20 protein-coding genes are annotated in these 19,068 nt (G+C 37.9%); all 20 read left to right on the forward strand.

Translation table 11 applies throughout. From position 1 onward, the window contains the following. Positions 1–40: 40 nt before the first annotated feature. Complete coding sequence (locus ACHUE4_RS00685) at positions 41–376, forward strand: putative DNA-binding protein (protein WP_394187348.1); 336 nt, start codon at positions 41–43, stop codon at positions 374–376. A 12-nt stretch (positions 377–388) separates the two neighbouring features. Then, on the forward strand, positions 389–1,744 hold the full coding sequence (gene ffh / locus ACHUE4_RS00690; protein ID WP_394187349.1) for a signal recognition particle protein: 1,356 nt from the start codon (positions 389–391) through the stop codon (positions 1,742–1,744). Between the two features lie 104 nt (positions 1,745–1,848). Then, positions 1,849–2,121, forward strand: coding sequence for a 30S ribosomal protein S16 (rpsP, locus tag ACHUE4_RS00695; protein WP_394187350.1), 273 nt, complete (start codon positions 1,849–1,851; stop codon positions 2,119–2,121). Positions 2,122–2,135: 14 nt separating this feature from the next. Next, complete coding sequence (locus ACHUE4_RS00700) at positions 2,136–2,369, forward strand: KH domain-containing protein (protein ID WP_394187351.1); 234 nt, start codon at positions 2,136–2,138, stop codon at positions 2,367–2,369. A 240-nt stretch (positions 2,370–2,609) separates the two neighbouring features. Next, positions 2,610–3,125 (forward strand): ribosome maturation factor RimM, encoded by a 516-nt coding sequence (gene rimM, locus ACHUE4_RS00705; RefSeq protein WP_394187352.1) that lies wholly within the window; start codon positions 2,610–2,612, stop codon positions 3,123–3,125. After that, positions 3,125–3,862 (forward strand): tRNA (guanosine(37)-N1)-methyltransferase TrmD, encoded by a 738-nt coding sequence (trmD, locus tag ACHUE4_RS00710; RefSeq protein WP_394187550.1) that lies wholly within the window; start codon positions 3,125–3,127, stop codon positions 3,860–3,862. Before rimM ends, trmD begins: the two co-directional genes overlap by 1 nt. A 126-nt stretch (positions 3,863–3,988) precedes the next feature. After that, on the forward strand, positions 3,989–4,333 hold the full coding sequence (rplS, locus tag ACHUE4_RS00715; protein WP_394187353.1) for a 50S ribosomal protein L19: 345 nt from the start codon (positions 3,989–3,991) through the stop codon (positions 4,331–4,333). A gap of 102 nt (positions 4,334–4,435) precedes the next feature. Continuing rightward, positions 4,436–4,996 (forward strand): signal peptidase I, encoded by a 561-nt coding sequence (gene lepB, locus ACHUE4_RS00720; RefSeq protein ID WP_394187354.1) that lies wholly within the window; start codon positions 4,436–4,438, stop codon positions 4,994–4,996. Between the two features lie 19 nt (positions 4,997–5,015). After that, a complete protein-coding gene (ylqF, locus tag ACHUE4_RS00725) occupies positions 5,016–5,885 on the forward strand; it encodes a ribosome biogenesis GTPase YlqF (RefSeq protein ID WP_394187355.1) in 870 nt (289 codons plus the stop codon). A 105-nt stretch (positions 5,886–5,990) separates the two neighbouring features. Further along, on the forward strand, positions 5,991–6,749 hold the full coding sequence (locus ACHUE4_RS00730; protein WP_394187356.1) for a ribonuclease HII: 759 nt from the start codon (positions 5,991–5,993) through the stop codon (positions 6,747–6,749). Between the two features lie 21 nt (positions 6,750–6,770). Then, on the forward strand, positions 6,771–8,663 hold the full coding sequence (locus ACHUE4_RS00735; protein ID WP_394187357.1) for a hypothetical protein: 1,893 nt from the start codon (positions 6,771–6,773) through the stop codon (positions 8,661–8,663). Then, positions 8,660–8,947: an EscU/YscU/HrcU family type III secretion system export apparatus switch protein gene (locus tag ACHUE4_RS00740; RefSeq protein ID WP_394187358.1), complete on the forward strand. Its 288-nt coding sequence runs from the start codon at positions 8,660–8,662 to the stop codon at positions 8,945–8,947. The genes ACHUE4_RS00735 and ACHUE4_RS00740 overlap by 4 nt, the downstream gene beginning before the upstream one ends. 223 nt (positions 8,948–9,170) lie before the next feature. Then, entirely contained in the window at positions 9,171–10,331 is a 1,161-nt protein-coding gene (gene sucC, locus ACHUE4_RS00745) for an ADP-forming succinate--CoA ligase subunit beta (protein ID WP_394187359.1), read from the forward strand. 18 nt (positions 10,332–10,349) lie between these two features. Next, entirely contained in the window at positions 10,350–11,252 is a 903-nt protein-coding gene (gene sucD, locus ACHUE4_RS00750) for a succinate--CoA ligase subunit alpha (RefSeq protein ID WP_394187360.1), read from the forward strand. A gap of 86 nt (positions 11,253–11,338) precedes the next feature. Continuing rightward, positions 11,339–12,235 carry a DNA-processing protein DprA gene (dprA, locus tag ACHUE4_RS00755; RefSeq protein WP_394187361.1) on the forward strand — a complete coding sequence of 299 codons (897 nt, stop codon included), beginning with the start codon at positions 11,339–11,341 and terminating at the stop codon, positions 12,233–12,235. A 104-nt stretch (positions 12,236–12,339) separates the two neighbouring features. Further along, the gene (gene topA / locus ACHUE4_RS00760; protein WP_394187362.1) at positions 12,340–14,415 is read left to right on the forward strand and encodes a type I DNA topoisomerase; all 2,076 of its coding nucleotides are present in this window, start codon (positions 12,340–12,342) and stop codon (positions 14,413–14,415) included. Between the two features lie 203 nt (positions 14,416–14,618). Next, a complete protein-coding gene (gene trmFO, locus ACHUE4_RS00765) occupies positions 14,619–15,926 on the forward strand; it encodes an FADH(2)-oxidizing methylenetetrahydrofolate--tRNA-(uracil(54)-C(5))-methyltransferase TrmFO (protein WP_394187363.1) in 1,308 nt (435 codons plus the stop codon). Between the two features lie 237 nt (positions 15,927–16,163). Beyond that, on the forward strand, positions 16,164–17,057 hold the full coding sequence (gene xerC / locus ACHUE4_RS00770; RefSeq protein WP_394187364.1) for a tyrosine recombinase XerC: 894 nt from the start codon (positions 16,164–16,166) through the stop codon (positions 17,055–17,057). 20 nt (positions 17,058–17,077) lie between these two features. Continuing rightward, positions 17,078–17,626, forward strand: a complete 549-nt coding sequence (gene hslV / locus ACHUE4_RS00775) for an ATP-dependent protease subunit HslV (RefSeq protein WP_394187365.1) — start codon at positions 17,078–17,080, stop codon at positions 17,624–17,626. Beyond that, on the forward strand, positions 17,623–19,014 hold the full coding sequence (hslU, locus tag ACHUE4_RS00780; protein WP_394187366.1) for an HslU--HslV peptidase ATPase subunit: 1,392 nt from the start codon (positions 17,623–17,625) through the stop codon (positions 19,012–19,014). The genes hslV and hslU overlap by 4 nt, the downstream gene beginning before the upstream one ends. Positions 19,015–19,068 lie beyond the last annotated feature (54 nt).

Genomic DNA, 19,068 nt, shown 5'->3' on the forward strand with positions numbered 1-19,068 from the left:
CTCGGTATGATAATTAAAACAGATGAAGGCGGAGATCATGATGCTTTTAGAAAAAACAACACGCATGAACTTTCTCTTCGACTTTTACCAATCTCTACTTACAGAGAAACAACGCAGTTATATGCATTTATATTATTTAGACGATCATTCATTAGGTGAAATTGCGGATGAATACGAAATCTCTAGACAAGCAGTTTATGATAATATTCGACGTACTGAAGCAATGCTCGAAGAATATGAAGATAAACTAGAGTTATTTGGAAAGTTTCAACAACGACAAATGGTTATTGAACAATTAACGCTTGCTATGGAGCGAGATGAGATTGAAAAAAATGTTGTCATGGGACTTGTCAATCAACTAAAAGAATGGGATTAGGAGGCGGCGTGCATGGCATTTGAAGGTCTAGCTGAGCGGCTGCAAGGAACCATCCAACGTATAAAAGGAAAAGGAAAAGTTTCCGAAGCAGACGTTAAAGAAATGATGAGAGAAGTTCGGTTTGCCTTAATTGAAGCCGACGTTAACTTAAAAGTAGTAAAAGAATTCGTCAAAAAAGTAAGTGAGCGAGCTGTTGGTAGCGATGTGATGAAGAGCCTTACTCCTGGTCAGCAAGTCATTAAAATTGTTAAAGATGAATTGACTTTATTGATGGGTGGGGAGCAAGCGCCAATTCAATTTGCTAAAAAACCACCGACTGTGATTATGATGGTCGGCTTGCAAGGTGCTGGTAAAACGACAACTAGCGGGAAATTAGCGAATGTGCTTCGCAAGAAATACAATCGTAAACCATTACTAGTTGCAGCTGATATTTATCGTCCTGCAGCCATTCAACAACTTGAAACGATTGGTAAACAACTTTCGTTGCCAGTGTTTTCACTCGGAACAGAAGTATCACCAGTTGAAATTGTTCGTCAAGCGATTGAAAAATCTAAAGAAGAACATCATGACGTAGTGATTGTGGATACAGCAGGTCGTTTACATGTTGATGAAGTTTTAATGCAGGAACTAAAAGACATTCGCGCCTTAAAAGAACCGGACGAAATTTTCTTAGTTGTTGATTCAATGACAGGTCAAGATGCGGTTAATGTCGCTCAAAGTTTCAATGAAGCCCTTGGCATTACGGGTGTCGTTTTAACGAAATTAGATGGTGATACACGTGGTGGTGCTGCGTTATCTATTCGTTCTGTTACTGAAAAACCAATCAAATTCGTTGGTATGGGTGAAAAAATGGATGCTCTTGAAGCGTTCCACCCTGAGCGCATGGCTTCACGTATTTTAGGCATGGGCGATATGATGTCTTTAATTGAAAAAGCTCAATCCAATGTGGATGAAGAAAAAGCCAAAGAACTTGAAGAAAAGTTTAGAACACAGACATTTACATTCGACGATTTTGTCGAGCAATTAAACCAAGTGAAGAAAATGGGTCCTTTAGAAGACATTATCAAAATGTTACCCGGTGCTGGGAAAATTAAAGGGCTTGAAAATGCTAAAGTTGATGAAAAACAAATGGGTCGAGTAGAAGCGATCATTTATGCAATGACGCCACAAGAAAAAACGACACCTGAAGTGATTAACTCTAGTAGGAAAAAAAGAATTGCAAAAGGATCTGGGACGACCATTCAGGACGTCAATCGATTGCTTAAGCAATTTGAAGACATGAAAAAAATGATGAAACAAATGTCTGGAATGCAACAAAAAGGCAAGAAAAAGATGAAAATGCCAGGATTAGACTCGCTTTTTAAATAAATTTTAAAGCAATTTTTAAGGTGTTAAGAAAAAACACTTTACAAACAAATCAAATCTTGATAATATACTATCTTGTGTGAAACTATTCGGAGGTGCTATTAAACATGGCAGTTAAAATTCGCTTAAAACGTATGGGAGCTAAAAAATCTCCTTTCTATCGTATCGTTGTTGCTGACGCTCGTGCTCCACGTGACGGCCGTCAAATCGAAACAGTGGGAACTTACAATCCACTAACTTCACCAGCTGAAGTAAAAATCAACGAAGAACTAGCGTTGAAATGGTTATCAACTGGTGCTAAACCATCTGATACAGTACGTAACTTGTTCTCAGAACAAGGCATCATGGAGAAATTCCATAACGCAAAAAACGCTAAGTAATCGGGGGCAGCCTAATGAAGCAGCTGATTGAAACAATTGTTAAACCATTAGTTGATTATCCGGAAGAAGTTCGTATTGAAATTGACGAAAATGCAAACCGTATTGTCTACAAACTTTCTGTCCATTCTGAAGATATGGGGAAAGTTATTGGTAAGCAAGGTCGTGTTGCGAAAGCGATTCGTACCATTGTTTATTCAGCAGCAAGCAGTCACCATAAGAAGAAGACGTATGTCGATATTCTAGATTAATAGTAGAAAAAGGAAGGGGCCATGGTTCCTTCCTTTTTTGTACAATAAGTTGGAATTCCGATTAAACAATAGGACAAAGAAAGACAGCTGTGCCTTTGTGGTGCTAGCTGTGTTTTTAAAATAGACACGGATAAACCGTTTAGTTGATAATTATTAAAAGGACAAATCTGCTATGTACACGCAGGTGTCAATCCAGTCAATGAAGCGTTTAACTTCGCCTATAAATAAGGAGTGAAACAGATGAATTGGTTTAATGTAGGTAAGATCGTGAATACACACGGAATTCGTGGTGAAGTACGCGTCATTTCAAGCACTGATTTTCCTGAAGAACGATATGCTGTTGGAAATAAACTTAGCTTATTTAAAAGTGATTCAAAAACACCGATTGTCTTAACTGTTGCAAGTCATCGTCGCCACAAAAATTTTGACTTATTAACATTTGAAGGCTATTTAACGATTGAAATGGTTCAGGGATTCCGTGATGGCATATTAAAAGTATCGGAAAATCAATTGTCTGAATTAGAAGGCAATGAATACTATTTCCATGAAATTATTGGTTGCACAGTTATTGGAACAGAGGGACAAGAAATCGGTGTAATTACGGATATTTTGCAAACTGGAGCGAACGATGTTTGGACGGTAAAACCGGCTAGCGGAAAAGATCATTATATTCCTTACATTGAGGATGTTGTAAAAGATATCGATATTGAAAATAAAAAAATAACTATCGATGTGTTGGACGGCTTATTATCATGATGAAGATTCATGTCTTATCACTTTTTCCTGAGATGTTTACAGGCGTTTTTAATTCGTCTATTTTAAAAAAAGCTCAAGAAAAAGAAGCTGTTTCGTTAGAAGTTACTGACTTTCGTATGTATTCGGGCAATAAACACCACCAGGTTGATGATTATCCCTATGGGGGGGGTGCAGGTATGGTTTTGAAGCCAGAGCCCTTATTTCAAGCCGTAGAGGCGATTACGAGTACGTCTAAAAAACCAAGGATTATTTTGATGTGTCCCCAAGGTGAGAGATTTACACAAAAGAAAGCTGAAGAATTTGCTCAAGAAGAAGAATTGATTTTTTTATGTGGACATTATGAAGGCTATGATGAGCGAATAAGAGAACACTTGGTTACAGACGAAGTCTCAATAGGGGATTTTATATTAACCGGTGGAGAACTTGGCGCTATGACAGTCATCGATAGTGTAGTGAGACTTTTACCCGGGGTACTAGGCAACGGTGATTCGTCAGTCCAAGATTCTTTTTCAACAGGCATGCTAGAGCATCCACATTATACAAGACCTGCAGATTTTAGAGGGATGACTGTGCCTGACGTTCTAATGTCTGGGAACCACGCGAAGATTGAAAAGTGGAGACATGAAGAATCTCTGTTCAGAACTTGGTCAAGACGTCCAGATTTGCTAACTTTTCTAAATTTGTCCGAAGCAGATCAACAGCTAATAAGTCAATGGGAACAAAATAAAAATAACTAGATTATCTTGTTTTGTGCGTGGTTATATGGTATCATCTATTCTGTACTTCTATGTGGAGTACCGAATTACGATGTTCCGCTGTAGCCATTGTCGCTAGCAAGAGCATCTGTCTAAGGAGAGAAAAATATGCAAAATATTATTACTGAAATTACACAAGAACAACTTCGTACGGATCTTCCGAATTTCCGTCCAGGTGACACAGTTCGTGTTCACGTTAAGGTCGTTGAGGGAACTCGCGAACGTATCCAATTGTACGAAGGAGTAGTTATACAACGTCGTGGTGGCGGAGTAAGCGAAACTTTCACAGTTCGTAAAATTTCTTACGGTGTTGGTGTTGAACGTATTTTCCCAGTTCACACGCCTAAAATCACTCTTTTAGAAGTTATTCGTCGTGGTAAAGTACGTCGTGCTAAATTGTTCTACCTACGTAACTTACGTGGTAAAGCTGCACGTATCAAAGAAATTCGATAATTTACAGCCAGAAAGAGAGCTTGGATTTCAAGCTCTCTTTCTTTTTGCTTGTGGTGTTAATTCCTTGTACAATAATAATAGTACAAGCAGGGGGGCAATTTGATGGAAGAAGTTAAAAAAGAAAAAAATGAAATATGGGAGTGGGCGAAGGCTTTATTGATTGCATTTGGTCTTGCATGGCTCATTCGCTTCTTTTTATTTACACCAATTGTTGTTGATGGAGAATCCATGATGCCGACGTTAGAAAACGGTGATCGAATGATCGTTAACAAAATCGGCTATGACGTTGGAGAACCGAATCGGTACGATATCGTCGTATTTCATGCCCCAGAACAAAAAGACTACATTAAACGAGTTATTGGACTCCCTGGAGATCATGTTGCTTATAAAAACGATCAATTATATATAAATGGTGAAGCAAAGCCTGAACCATACTTAGATCCTTTTAAAAAAGAAATTATTGAAGGAACACTAACAGAAGATTTTACTTTAGAAGAACTTATTCAAGAGGAAGTTGTACCTGAAGGTTATGTTTTCGTAATGGGAGATAACCGACGATACAGCAAGGATAGTCGTCACATTGGCGTTGTCTCGATGGACGAAATCATCGGAAGCACAAGTGTTATATTCTGGCCTCCTAATGAAATAAGTATCGTCAAGTAATACTTAAGGAGGAAAACATATGACCATTCAATGGTTCCCAGGACATATGGCCAAAGCTCGTCGTGAAGTAACGGAAAAGCTTAAGCTCGTTGATATTATCTTTGAATTAGTTGACGCACGCTTGCCATTGTCATCTCGTAATCCAATGATTGATGAGGTTGTAGGGCAGAAAATTAGATTATTGATTTTAAATAAAGCAGATATGGCAGATGATCATCAAACGAAAAAGTGGCTCAAGTATTTCGATGAAAGAGGGCACAAAGCAGTTGCCATAAATTCTTTTGATAGTAAAGGTTTGCAACAAGTAATAAAAGCGGCAAAAGAGTTACTTGAAGAGAAATGGGAACGCATGCGTTCACGAGGTATTAAACCAAGAGCTATACGTGCCATGATCGTGGGTATACCAAACGTAGGAAAATCAACACTTATAAACCGTTTAGCGAAAAAGAATTTAGCTAAAACGGGAAATACGCCTGGTGTTACTAAAGCTCAACAGTGGATTAAAGTAGAAAAAGAATTAGAATTACTCGATACACCAGGGATTTTATGGCCAAAGTTTGAGGATCAATCTGTTGGTTATAAACTTGCTCTTACTGGGGCAATTAAGGATACGATCACGAATATGGAAGACTTAGCGGTATATGGATTGCGTTTTTTAGCTGAGCATTATCCAAAACGTATGGAAGATCGATACCAATTGACAGAAGTTGATGAAGACTTAGTTAAAACGTTCGATCATATTGGAAAACTCCGTCGGACATTTTCTACTGGTGGAGAAATTGATTATGATCAAGTAGCTGAATTAATTGTCCGAGATATACGTGGAGAAAACCTTGGTAAATTAACATTTGACTTCGTTGAAGAAAGCGAAAAACAAGATGTGCAATAACCTTTTTTACCTTCGGGTAGAAAAGGTTTTTCTAATCTAACGAATAACTCTCTAAAAACGTAGAACACAGCCGATAATATAGGTAGTAAAGAAGGACTGATTTAAATGAAAACAATACAAGATATAGCAACTCAATTGAACCTTACGAAAGACCGCAATTCTTTTATCGAAAGTCTCGTTCATGACCCTAGAAAAGGCGTTCAAAAGTTACTGAACTCTTGGGAGATGAAATTAGCAAAACAGCAAATGATCATTCAACAACATCAAAGTAAAATAGAGTTCGACAATTCTTTTAAACAAACAGCTCAAGATTTGATCGCAGGAATAGATGAAGCTGGGAGAGGACCTTTGGCTGGTCCGGTTGTAACCGCAGCGGTGATTTTTGAAGACATACATACAGATTTAATCGGAATAAATGACTCGAAACAAATCTCCCGTAGCAAAAGAAACGAATTTGCTCAGCAGATAAAGAAACATGCAAAATCATATAGCATTCATGTTCAGCCCCCATTAAGAATAGATGAAATCAATATTTACGAAGCAACTAAAGAATCCATGGTTGAATCTGTTAAACTTTTAAGCATTCAACCGGATGTATTGTTAATAGACGCGATGAAACTTCCGTTAGACATATCACAGCACTCGATTATAAAAGGTGACTCTAAAAGCTTATGTATAGCAGCTGCTTCTATATTGGCTAAAACAACTAGAGATGAATTAATGGATGAATGGCATCAACAATATCCGAACTATCTTTTTTCGAAAAATGCAGGTTATGGAACAGCTGAACATTTAGAAGCCTTACAACGTTTTGGCTATACGCCGATTCATCGCAAATCATTTGAACCTATTAAATCTATGTAGTTGGAAAGGAGGGGGTTACCTATGACAGCGGCGTCTTTTTCTTCTATTCAGCCTAATATGCGATCACAATCTGTGTCTGAACAACCTCTCTCTTTAAAGCAGGGACAAGTATTTCATGGCAATATAAAAAAATTGTATCCAAATCAAACGGCTGAAGTGCAAGTAGGAAATCAAAAAATGATCGCCAAGCTTGAAGTCCCACTAAAGGCTGGCGACTCACATTATTTTCAAGTAACAAGTGTTAAGCCAGAGTTGCAACTAAAAGTTGTAACAGGAGCTCTGCCACAAACGTCGTCTCCTTCTGTGCAAATTCAACAATTAATGGATTCGCTTCAATTGCCTAAAACTCCGACAATGCAAGCGCTAGTTCAACATATGGTGAAGGAACAAATTCCTTTGTCCAAAGACCAACTAGTACAAGCAGAACAATGGATAAAAAATCTGCCGCCCCAAGTGAAACTGGCAGATGCAGTGCAAGCTCTTCAACGAATGAGTGAGATGAAATTACCTTTTACAAATGAGATATTTCGATCAATCATCAGTGGTGGTGATAAAACAGGACTCAATACGTTATTGGATTCACTAAAACAAACGCTTCAATCTGACCAATCGCTACCACCCGTTCAAAAAGCTGCAATTCAACAAACACTAAATCAGATTACACAACCATTGTCTAAGGAACTTGGTGGCACCATTGTTGGCAAGGCTTTGGAGACATTATTGTCACCGAATTCTTCTGTAAGTGATAAATCTAGTTTATTAAGCATGTTAAAAGAAGTAGGTCTTGTTCCAAAGCAGGCATCCATCTCTAATTTTTTGAACCCGTCTTCCACTATAAGTGCAAGCTCAAAAACAGAGAGTCAAGGAACGATTGGTCAGCAATTAATTCAGTTGCATCAATCAACACCTAGTCAAGTACAAACGAATGTCCAGGCGTTACAAACTTCGATTCAGCAAAACCAATTATTATCGAATGAAGTCAAACTTCAATTGCAAACACAATTACAACGTTTAGAAAATACACCAGTAAATTCACAAGCTTGGAAAACAAGTGTGAAGACAATGACAAATGAAATCGTGAAAGCATTTGCTTCACTTAGCCAAACAGCACCTTTGCAAACTGATGTTCAAGGCAATGCGCCTAAGGAGCATATTTTGTCCCTACTACAATCTTTAAATGGAACCGCTCCAAACTCAAAAGTATTTCAGCAACTAACTTCAGTAGCTAGCCAATCTACTCAGATACCCGTTCAACAAGTGTTAAGTCAGGCGGAATTAGCTGTCCAATCTGGAGTGAATCAGAAAACAATTGAATTGGCGATGAAGCAAGTCTTACAAGATTTAGGATTCTCCTATGAAGCTAAGTTAGGACAATTAGGTAGTAACCTTACACAAATGAGTGAAACACTTAAGCCGCAACTATTGGCTTTATTACAAGACCCAAGTATTTCTATGCCAATGAAAGAAGTTGCTGACACCATTATTACTCGAATGAATGGACTTCAAATTTTATCAGGTGAAAATGGTCCTCAACATCAATTGCTTATGCAAGTTCCACTTGATTTCTTAGGGAAGAAAATGGATGCTACGCTTCAATGGAATGGCCGCATGAAGGAAGATGGAAAAATTGATTCGAACTATGCTCGTGTTATGTTTTATTTGGATTTAAATGCTCTTAAAGAAACCGTTATTGATATGCAAGTTCAAAATCGAGTGGTTACCGTTACGATATTTAATGAAAATGATGCCTTACAAGCGGTTGCAGAACCGTTTAAAGATGCACTAAAAGATGGTTTGCAAGCACTGGATTATCAATTATCGGGTGTCTTTATGAAACAGTTTGAAAAACAACCGATTCCAGGACTCGATCGTCAACATCAAGTGCCTACACAAGGAGTCGATATTAAGATATGAATGAAGAGCAACTAAGAAGAAAAGAAGCCATTGCCCTCACATATAAGCCAGATGCTGAAAATGCTCCTGTCATTATTGCAAAAGGAAAAGGGAAAATTGCGGAAAACATTTTAAAAAAAGCACAAGAAAACCAAATACCGATACAAGAGGATCCGAGTTTAGTGTCTTTGCTCGGTCAACTGAACATTAATGAATCAATCCCGGAAGAATTATATCAAGCGGTTGCTGAAGTATTCGCCTTTATTTACCGGATTGATCAAACGCAAGGGTTAAAAAGAAGATAAAAGAGATCTTTCGTTACCATCGCTAGATGGACGAAAGATCTCTTTTTTATTGTCGAAAGGTAGCTGGAATGCGTATCAAACTGTTTCGTCATAAAACGACAAGAAGTCGGAATATTTGATGTTTTACGTGTTATAGCAGTCTTATGTGGACATTGTATGACAGGTTTTATACAATGGTAAAGGTAGTAAATTACTTGACAGAAGTTTGATTGGAGGATGTAAAATGAATATCCATGAATATCAAGGTAAACAACTCCTCAGACAATATGGTGTCGCAGTGTCGAGCGGTTTAGTTGCTTTTTCTCCTGAAGAAGCGGTAAAAGTTGCAAAAGAACTTGGCACAGACGTTGTCGTGGTGAAAGCTCAAATCCACGCAGGTGGTCGTGGTAAAGCTGGCGGTGTTAAAATCGCGAAGAACTTAGATGAAGTTCGTACATACGCGAAAGAACTTCTTGGGAAAGTACTTGTTACTCATCAAACAGGTCCTGAAGGAAAAGAAATTAAGCGTCTTCTTGTTGAAGAAGGTTGCGACATTAAAAAAGAGTACTACTTAGGTTTAGTACTTGACCGTGCCACTTCTCGTGTAACTCTTATGGGTTCTGAAGAAGGCGGAATGGATATTGAAGAAGTTGCAGAAGCAACTCCTGAAAAAATCTTTAAAGAAGTTATCGATCCTGTTGTTGGATTGACTGGTTTCCAAGCTCGTCGTATGGCTTTCAACATGAACATTCCAGCTAACTTAGTTAACAAAGCTGTGAAATTCATGCTTGGTCTTTACCAAGTATTTGTTGAAAAAGATGCGGCAATCGTAGAAATCAACCCATTAGTAGTTACTGGTGGTGGGGACGTTATGGCACTTGATGCGAAGTTTAACTTCGATGCAAATGCTCTATACCGTCACAAAGATATCTTAGAATTACGTGACTATGATGAAGAAGATGCAAAAGAAATTGAAGCATCTAAATATGACCTTAGCTATATTTCTTTAGATGGAAACATCGGATGTATGGTTAACGGTGCTGGACTAGCTATGGCAACAATGGATACAATCAGCTATTACGGCGGATCACCCGCTAACTTCCTTGACGTTGGGGGCGGCGCGACTGCTGAGAAAGTAACGGAAGCATTCAAAATCATCTTATCTGACAAAAATGTTAAAGGTATTTTCGTTAACATCTTTGGTGGAATTATGAAGTGTGACGTTATTGCTGAAGGTGTAATCACAGCTGCTAAAGAAGTTGGATTACAAGTACCATTAGTTGTTCGTTTAGAAGGTACAAACGTAGAACTTGGTAAAAAATTATTGAACGAATCTGGCTTAAACATTATTGCGGCTGGCTCTATGGCTGATGGCGCGCAAAAAATTGTTGAACTAGTAGGCTAAGAAAGGCAGGGACAAAAGATGAGCGTATATATTAATAAAGATACGAAAGTACTCGTACAAGGTATCACGGGATCAACTGCTCTTTTCCATACAAAGCAAATGCTTGAATATGGAACTAAAATCGTCGCTGGTGTTACTCCAGGTAAAGGCGGAACTGAAGCTGAAGGCGTTCCCGTTTTCAATACAGTAGAAGAAGCTGTTAAAGCAACAGGCGCTAATGTGTCAGTTATTTATGTACCAGCTCCATTCGCTGCAGATGCAATTCTAGAAGCTGTTGATGCTGACTTAGATATGGCGATTTGTATCACTGAACATATTCCAGTATTGGATATGGTAAAAGTGAAGCGTTATATGGAAGGCAAAAAAACGCGTTTAGTCGGACCTAACTGCCCAGGTGTTATTACACCTGAAGAATGTAAAATTGGTATTATGCCTGGATACATTCACAAAAAAGGCCATGTAGGCGTAGTTTCTCGTTCTGGTACACTTACTTATGAAGCAGTACACCAACTTTCTCAAGAAGGAATTGGACAAAGTACAGCTGTAGGTATCGGTGGAGACCCAGTAAACGGAACTGACTTTATTGATGCACTTTCTGCATTCAATGAAGATCCAGATACGTATGCAGTAGTTATGATTGGTGAAATCGGCGGAACAGCGGAAGAAGAAGCTGCTGAGTGGATTAAAGCAAACATGACAAAACCGGTAGTAGGATTTATCGGTGGTCAAACAGCTCCAGAAGGTAAACGTATGGGCCATGCCGGTGCAATTATCTCTGGTGGTAAAGGTACAGCTGCTGAAAAAATCAAAGCAATGAATGCTGCAGGTATGGAAGTTGCAGCTACTCCATCTGTTATTGGTGAAACTTTAATTAAAGTAATTAAAGAAAAAGGCTTGTACGATCAATGTAAAACACATTAATATAATGTTAAGCGGCACATCAACCGATGTGTCGCTTTTTTTTCGATATAAACCTGAATAGTATTGGATGAAAAAGGAGGAAACGAATGAATGATGATCAGTTTAAGCAACGTTTACTAGCACTGCACTATGTTTTTCCGGTGCCGCTAAACAGACTTACCCCACTTCTTCAGGTAGATCCTGAGTTAGAGTCTGTCGACAAAATGCCAATCCATCAACTTTCCCACTTATTAAAATTATCTTATGAACGAACAGTAAGATTTCAAAAATCATATGATAAATCGCTAGAAACCCCACTTCTGCGAGCATATGAAAAGCATCAAATTACCCCCATTTTATTTAATGAACCCACTTACCCTAAACAATTATTAACGTTATATGATCCGCCAGCTATTTTGTATGCAAGAGGAAAAATCGGCTATTTAAAAGAACAATTATTTGTTGCGATTATTGGATCTCGAGAAGCAACGGCATACTCTCTAGAAGCGATGAACTTTATTATCCCTCCACTAATCAAGGACAAGGTTGTGATTGTTAGTGGACTAGCTAAAGGGGCTGACGCAATGGCTCATACTACTACCAACAATCTTGGAGGTAAAACGATTGCTGTTGTTGGACATGGTTTATTTACGCAATACCCGAAAGAAAATCGTGTGTTATTTCATACCATGGAACAACATCAATTAATTTTGACTGAATATCCACCCTATGTAACGCCAAAAAAATGGACTTTTCCTATGAGAAATCGAATAATAAGTGGATTATCTCATGCAGTGGTAGTTACAGAAGCAAAAGAAAAGAGTGGAACGGTTAGTACAATGCAACATGCAATTGATAACGGCAAGGACGTATTTTGTGTTCCAGGCTCCATATCTTCAGAGTTGTCAGTTGGTCCTCATTTACTTATGCTTGAAGGAGCAAAACCCGTGTGGAACGGCTTCCAAATTCTTGAAGAACTAAAACAAAATGTGCATCAAAGTTGACACATAAATGAAAAATGGTTGCAATCTACTGCAATCTGTTATACATTTTGCAACAGGTATTTCTTTTATTGATTTATTAGGAACCTCTATAAGGAGGCACATACATGTCGGATTTTTTAGTGATTGTAGAATCGCCAGCCAAAGCGAAGACGATTGAACGTTACCTTGGCAAAAAATATAAAGTTAAAGCATCACTTGGTCATGTGCGTGATTTGCCGCGAAGTCAAATGGGTGTAGATGTTGAGAATAACTATTCTCCGAAATACATTACAATCCGCGGAAAAGGCCCCGTAATGCAAGATTTGAAATCAGCAGCTAAAAAAGCGAAGAAAATTTATCTCGCAGCTGACCCGGATCGCGAAGGTGAAGCAATTGCTTGGCATCTCGCGAACTCATTGAACATTGATATTGAATCAGATTGTCGTGTTGTATTTAATGAAATTACAAAAGAAGCAATAAAAGAATCTTTTAAAAATCCTCGTCCGATTGATATGGACCTTGTTGATTCACAGCAAGCTCGAAGAATTCTTGATCGACTTGTTGGATACAACATTAGTCCAATACTATGGAAGAAAGTCAAAAAAGGACTCTCTGCTGGACGTGTTCAATCAGTTGCTCTACGTCTAATTATTGATCGTGAAAACGAAATTAAGACGTTCCAACCTGAAGAGTACTGGTCCATTGAGGGGAACTTTGAAAAAGGTAAAAAACCTTTCGACGCCGTTTATTTTGGAAATGGCAAAGAAAAAGTCAAACTAACAAACGAACAACAGGTAAAAGAAATTTTAAAACAAATAAAAGGCGATCAGTTCGAAGTGACAAGCGTTGTGAAAAAAGAACGTAAACGTAATCCAGCTCCTTCGTTTACGACATCATCATTGCAACAGGAAGCAGCTCGTAAACTTAACTTCCGTGCAAGAAAAACAATGATGCTTGCTCAACAATTATATGAAGGTATAAATGTTGGCAAGGAAGGTTCTGTTGGTTTAATAACTTATATGCGTACGGATTCAACTCGAATTTCTGATACGGCTAAAAGAGATGCACAATCCTATATTGAAACTGAATATGGAAAAGAATACATCTCAACAACCACAGCTCCGGTCAAACAATCTAGTAAATCTCAAGATGCGCATGAAGCGATTCGTCCAACAAGTGTATTAAGAGCACCAGATCAATTAAAAGCGATTTTGTCGAAAGACCAGTTCCGATTATACAAATTAATTTGGGAGCGTTTTTTGGCGAGTCAAATGGCTTCTGCACTATTAGACACTGTAACGGTAGACTTAACAAATCAAGGTGTCGTCTTTAGAGCAAATGGCTCACAAGTGAAATTCCCTGGTTTCATGAAAGTTTATGTTGAGGGGAATGACGATCAGGTAGAAGAAAAAGATCGTATTTTACCGATTATGAATCAAGGCGACATGGTGAAAAAATTAGAGATAGAACCAAAGCAACATTTCACACAACCGCCTCCACGTTATTCAGAGGCTAGACTAGTCAAAACGCTAGAAGAGTTAGGAATAGGTAGACCTTCTACTTATGCACCTACCCTTGATACCATTCAAAAACGTGGTTATGTAACCCTTGAAGCGAAAAGATTTATTCCAACTGAACTTGGCGGCATTGTTCATCAACTCGTTCTAGAATTCTTCCCGGATATTATTAATATCGAGTTTACTGCTCAAATGGAAAAAGACTTGGATAGTGTGGAAGAAGGACAAGAAAAGTGGGTTCATGTCATCGATAAGTTTTACCAAAACTTCGAGAAGCATGTCATTCATGCTGATAAGGAAATGGAAAAAGTCGTAATTAAAGATGAACCTGCAGGAGAAGATTGTGAGAAATGTGGATCTGCAATGGTCTTTAAACTAGGACGATACGGTAAATTTATGGCTTGTAGCAATTTCCCTGAATGTCGAAATACGAAAGCGATCGTTAAGAATATCGATGTGAAGTGTCCGACATGTAAAGAAGGCGAAGTTGTTGAACGCAAGAGCAAAACGAAACGTATTTTCTACGGATGTGACCGTTATCCAACATGTGATTTTGTTTCTTGGGATAAACCAATTAGCCGACCATGTCCGAAGTGTAATGAATTATTAGTTGAGAAAAAGTTGAAAAAAGGAATTCAAATTCAATGTACATCATGTGATTACAAAGAAGATGCACAAGCTTAAATAGAAAAGCACAAAGCGCCGTCTTATAATGAGACCGGCGCTTGTATCTTGACTTGAATGATTTTAAAGACTGCTTAACTTTTTATTGATCAGTCGGGAAGTATTATTTAGCTGATCTCTGATTAACTGAATCGCTAAAACTAATAAATAAACAAATCTAAAGAAATAAATTCTATATCGTAAAGAAAAGGTTGGTGTCGAAATTGACAATAGTTAATGTAATCGGAGCGGGGCTTGCTGGAAGTGAAGCTGCATGGCAAATTGCCAAACGTGGTGTTCAGGTTCGTTTATATGAAATGCGACCAGTTAAACAAACAGCTGCTCATCATACGGATAAATTTGCGGAATTGGTGTGCTCAAACTCATTACGAGCAAACACATTAACCAATGCTGTCGGCGTTATAAAAGAAGAAATGCGAATGCTTGATTCAGTAATTATTGCAGCAGCTGACCAATGTTCGGTTCCTGCAGGGGGTGCACTCGCTGTAGATCGACATGAATTTGCTGCATTTGTAACAGAAAAAGTGAAGAATCACCCACTCATCGAAGTGATTAATGAAGAAGTTACAGAAATTCCTGAAGGGATAACAATTATTGCGAGTGGTCCACTAACTTCACCAGCGTTAGCTGAACAAATCCAAAAGTTAACGAGTGAAGATTATTTATACTTCTATGATGCTGCAGCTCCTATTGTTGAAAAAGATAGTATCAACATGGACAAGGTATATTTAAAATCTCGTTATGATAAAGGAGAAGCTGCATATTTAAATTGTCCAATGACGGAAGAAGAATTCGACCGCTTTTATGATGCTTTAATTACAGCAGAAGTTGTTCCTTTGAAAGAATTTGAAAAAGAGATTTATTTTGAAGGGTGCATGCCTTTTGAAGTAATGGCTGCAAGAGGTAAAAAAACGTTACTTTTTGGTCCGATGAAACCAGTTGGTCTTGAAGATCCAAAAACAGGAAAGATACCATATGCAGTTGTTCAGCTGCGTCAAGACGATGCTGCTGGGACGTTATATAATATTGTTGGTTTTCAGACACATTTAAAATGGGGACCACAAAAAGAAGTATTACAATTAATTCCGGGATTAGAAAACGTTGAAATTGTCCGTTATGGTGTCATGCACCGAAACACGTTTATCAATTCTCCGCGTGTCTTAAAACCAACTTACCAACTTCAAAATAACGACCAACTTTTCTTTGCCGGTCAAATGACAGGTGTCGAAGGGTACGTTGAATCAGCTGGTAGTGGCTTGATAGCGGGCATTAATGCTGCTAAAATGGCATTAGGAGAAGAGGTAGTAACTGTACCTCATGAATCAGCGCTAGGAAGCATGGCAAGATATATCACAGAAGCTGATCCAAAGAATTTCCAACCTATGAATGTGAACTTCGGACTGTTCCCACCTCTTTCCAAAAGATACAAAACAAAGGAAGAACGTGGTTCAAAACATGCTGAACGCGCACTAGCAACAATTCAAAATTTTATGAATACACTATCAGTTTAATTGCGAAAAGCCTCTAATTGTTGTTATAATTTAGAGGCTTTTTATTTTACTGATTATAAAGTATATGATTTGATTGAATATCAGTATAAGAAAAAACATAGCTTTCGCCCTTTTCGGTGCAAGCTGTGTTTTTCTAATACTTGTGTACATTTTCAACATTTGAACTCACATATAAAATGAAAAACTTGTCCTTGTACTCAAGACCAGTTGTGTTTCTCAAATGGAGGGGAATTCTTGATGAGTCCAACCGAAGCACTTAATCAGTTTTTAAGTTATATTCAATTGGAAAAAAACTACTCGTCCCATACGGTTCGTGAATATGAATCTGATATCGTTGAATTCTTCCATTTTCTTGAAGCGGAAGGCGTGACTGAATTAGAACAAGTTGAATATATTCATGCAAGACTTTACGTAACGAAAATGTATGAAAATAAATTATCTAGAACGACGATTTCAAGAAAAATCTCTGCAATTCGATCGTTCTATAAATTTGGGAATCGAGAATTTGGTTTTAAAGAAGATGCTTTTCGCTCCCTATATCATCCTAAAAAAGAGGAACGTCTTCCTCATTTTTTTTATGAAGAAGAAATGCAGGAATTATTTAAAGCTGCAGAAGGTGATTCATTACTCGACATTCGAAATCGAGCATTATTAGAACTGCTTTATGCGACAGGTATTCGAGTTAGTGAACTTACATCTCTAGAAGAAGTAGATATTGATTTGAGATTGGGTATATTACGAGTAATGGGAAAAGGTCGTAAAGAACGTTATTTACCTTTTGGCCAATTTGCCCATGATGCATTGGAACAATATATAGAAGTGGCACGTCCTAAACTTATGAAACAAACAAAACATCAAGTGATCTTTACTAATATGCGAGGGGAACCATTAACTCCAAGAGGCGTAAGATTTGTATTAAATGAGATGGTTAAAAAAGCTTCTCTGCATACAAAAATTTATCCTCATATGTTGCGACATACATTTGCGACGCACTTACTTAACAATGGTGCTGACTTACGTACAGTCCAAGAGTTACTTGGTCATTCTCAACTTTCTTCCACTCAAGTTTATACACATGTCACGAAAGAACACTTAAGGAAAACATATATGAATGCACATCCACGTGCATAACGAATAATGAGGTGAACTAAATGGGTGAGATACATGCAACAACGATATTCGCTATTCAACATGCTGGAAAATCAGCCATGTCAGGTGATGGTCAAGTAACGCTTGGCAATCAAGTTGTGATGAAACATACCGCAAAAAAAGTGAGACGATTATTTAATGGTCAAGTTTTGGCAGGGTTTGCAGGTTCAGTAGCGGATGCCTTTACGTTATTTGAAATGTTTGAAGCAAAGTTAATGGAGTATGATGGGAATTTGCAACGTGCTTCGGTTGAGTTAGCGAAACAATGGCGCGGCGATAAAATGCTAAGACGTCTAGAAGCAATGCTATTGGTAATGAATAAAGAAACTTTGCTATTAGTTTCTGGGACAGGTGAAGTAATTGAACCAGATGACGGAATATTAGCAATTGGTTCTGGTGGTAACTTTGCATTAGCTGCAGGTAGAGCATTAAAACTATATGCTGGTGAGACAATGACTGCCGAACAAATTGCAAAAGCAGCATTAACCACTGCAGCCGATATATGTGTATTCACAAATCATGAAATAATTGTGGAGGCGTTGAATGAATGAGTAAACATCTAACCCCTAAACAAATAACTGAGCATTTGGATCGTTATATTGTCGGACAAAAGGATGCGAAAAAATCGGTTGCTGTTGCCTTACGAAATCGCTATCGCAGAAGTTTGTTGTCTGATGAAATGAAAAATGAAGTTATTCCTAAAAACATATTAATGATTGGTCCTACTGGAGTTGGTAAGACTGAAATTGCACGTAGAATTGCCAAGTTAACAAAGGCTCCATTCATTAAAGTTGAAGCAACCAAGTTCACAGAAGTAGGTTATGTAGGAAGAGATGTAGAGTCCATGGTTCGAGATCTTACTGAAACTTCGGTGCGCTTAGTTAAAGAAGAAATGATGGAAGCAGTGAAAAGCCAAGCTGAACGCTTGGCGAATGATGCCATTGTTCGATTATTAGTTCCTTCATTAAAAAAGAAGCATGAAGGACAAAATCCTTTTGAAATGCTTTTTGGCCAAAAGGCTGAACAAGAAGAAACTAATAATGATGATACAGAAGTTCGTTTAAAACGGTCACAAATAGCGGAAGATTTAAGAGACGGCAAGCTTGAGGAAGAATGGGTAAATGTAGAGGTAACTGAACAGTCTCCATCACTCTTTGACGCATTCCAAGGGTCAGGGATGGAGAACATGGGTCAAAACATGCAAGATGCCTTTTCAAATCTCATGCCGAAGAAAAAGAAAAAACGTCGTGTTCAAGTTAAAGATGCTAGACGAATTTTAACAATTGAAGAAGCTGGTAAATTAATTGATAATGAAGAACTATCTCAAAAGGCAGTCGAACGTGCGGAGCAGTCTGGGATTATCTTTATTGATGAGATTGATAAAATTGCAAGCAAGGGTGGAGCGGGATCCTCTGCAGATGTTTCAAGAGAAGGTGTCCAGCGAGATATATTGCCAATCGTTGAAGGCTCAACGGTTCAAACGAAGCATGGGATTGTTAAAACTGATTATATGTTGTTCATTGCTGCAGGAGCTTTCCATACGGCAAAACCATCAGATTTGATACCTGAACTACAAGGAAGATTCCCTGTTCGTGTAGAACTTGAAAAGTTAACCAAAGATGATTTTGTTAGAATTTTAAAAGAACCGGATCATTCGTTAATTCGTCAATATAAATCACTTCTAGAAACAGAAGGAGTGACTATTGAGTTTACTGATGAAGCTATTACTCGAATTGCAGAAATTGCGACGGAAGTAAACCAAGAAACTGACAACATTGGCGCTAGAAGATTGCACACGATATTAGAAAAGTTATTAGAGGAACTCTCTTTTGAAGCTTCTGAAATATCACCCGCACATATCGACATTACGCCAGGCTATGTCGATCAAAAATTAGGAAATATCGTAAAAAACAAAGATTTGTCACAATTTATTTTGTAATGTATGATAAATCTATATCATTGAAGATTAAAAACCTTTAGAATATTGAATAAA

This window comes from Paenisporosarcina quisquiliarum (assembly GCF_043641925.1).
GTDB classification, from domain to species: domain Bacteria; phylum Bacillota; class Bacilli; order Bacillales_A; family Planococcaceae; genus Paenisporosarcina; species Paenisporosarcina quisquiliarum_A.

Bases quoted from the DNA above. Each gene is read 5' to 3' on its own strand.
- rplS (WP_394187353.1), top strand. From the start codon at position 3,989: ATGCAAAATATTATTACTGAAATTACACAAGAACAACTTCGTACGGAT.
- ACHUE4_RS00735 (WP_394187357.1), top strand. From the start codon at position 6,771: ATGACAGCGGCGTCTTTTTCTTCTATTCAGCCTAATATGCGATCACAA.
- ACHUE4_RS00700 (WP_394187351.1), top strand. From the start codon at position 2,136: ATGAAGCAGCTGATTGAAACAATTGTTAAACCATTAGTTGATTATCCG.
- rimM (WP_394187352.1), top strand. From the start codon at position 2,610: ATGAATTGGTTTAATGTAGGTAAGATCGTGAATACACACGGAATTCGT.
- ACHUE4_RS00730 (WP_394187356.1), top strand. From the start codon at position 5,991: ATGAAAACAATACAAGATATAGCAACTCAATTGAACCTTACGAAAGAC.
- rpsP (WP_394187350.1), top strand. From the start codon at position 1,849: ATGGCAGTTAAAATTCGCTTAAAACGTATGGGAGCTAAAAAATCTCCT.
- sucD (WP_394187360.1), top strand. From the start codon at position 10,350: ATGAGCGTATATATTAATAAAGATACGAAAGTACTCGTACAAGGTATC.
- ACHUE4_RS00740 (WP_394187358.1), top strand. From the start codon at position 8,660: ATGAATGAAGAGCAACTAAGAAGAAAAGAAGCCATTGCCCTCACATAT.
- lepB (WP_394187354.1), top strand. From the start codon at position 4,436: ATGGAAGAAGTTAAAAAAGAAAAAAATGAAATATGGGAGTGGGCGAAG.
- xerC (WP_394187364.1), top strand. From the start codon at position 16,164: ATGAGTCCAACCGAAGCACTTAATCAGTTTTTAAGTTATATTCAATTG.
- trmD (WP_394187550.1), top strand. From the start codon at position 3,125: ATGAAGATTCATGTCTTATCACTTTTTCCTGAGATGTTTACAGGCGTT.
- hslV (WP_394187365.1), top strand. From the start codon at position 17,078: ATGGGTGAGATACATGCAACAACGATATTCGCTATTCAACATGCTGGA.
- ffh (WP_394187349.1), top strand. From the start codon at position 389: ATGGCATTTGAAGGTCTAGCTGAGCGGCTGCAAGGAACCATCCAACGT.
- ACHUE4_RS00685 (WP_394187348.1), top strand. From the start codon at position 41: ATGCTTTTAGAAAAAACAACACGCATGAACTTTCTCTTCGACTTTTAC.
- dprA (WP_394187361.1), top strand. From the start codon at position 11,339: ATGAATGATGATCAGTTTAAGCAACGTTTACTAGCACTGCACTATGTT.
- ylqF (WP_394187355.1), top strand. From the start codon at position 5,016: ATGACCATTCAATGGTTCCCAGGACATATGGCCAAAGCTCGTCGTGAA.
- sucC (WP_394187359.1), top strand. From the start codon at position 9,171: ATGAATATCCATGAATATCAAGGTAAACAACTCCTCAGACAATATGGT.
- hslU (WP_394187366.1), top strand. From the start codon at position 17,623: ATGAGTAAACATCTAACCCCTAAACAAATAACTGAGCATTTGGATCGT.
- topA (WP_394187362.1), top strand. From the start codon at position 12,340: ATGTCGGATTTTTTAGTGATTGTAGAATCGCCAGCCAAAGCGAAGACG.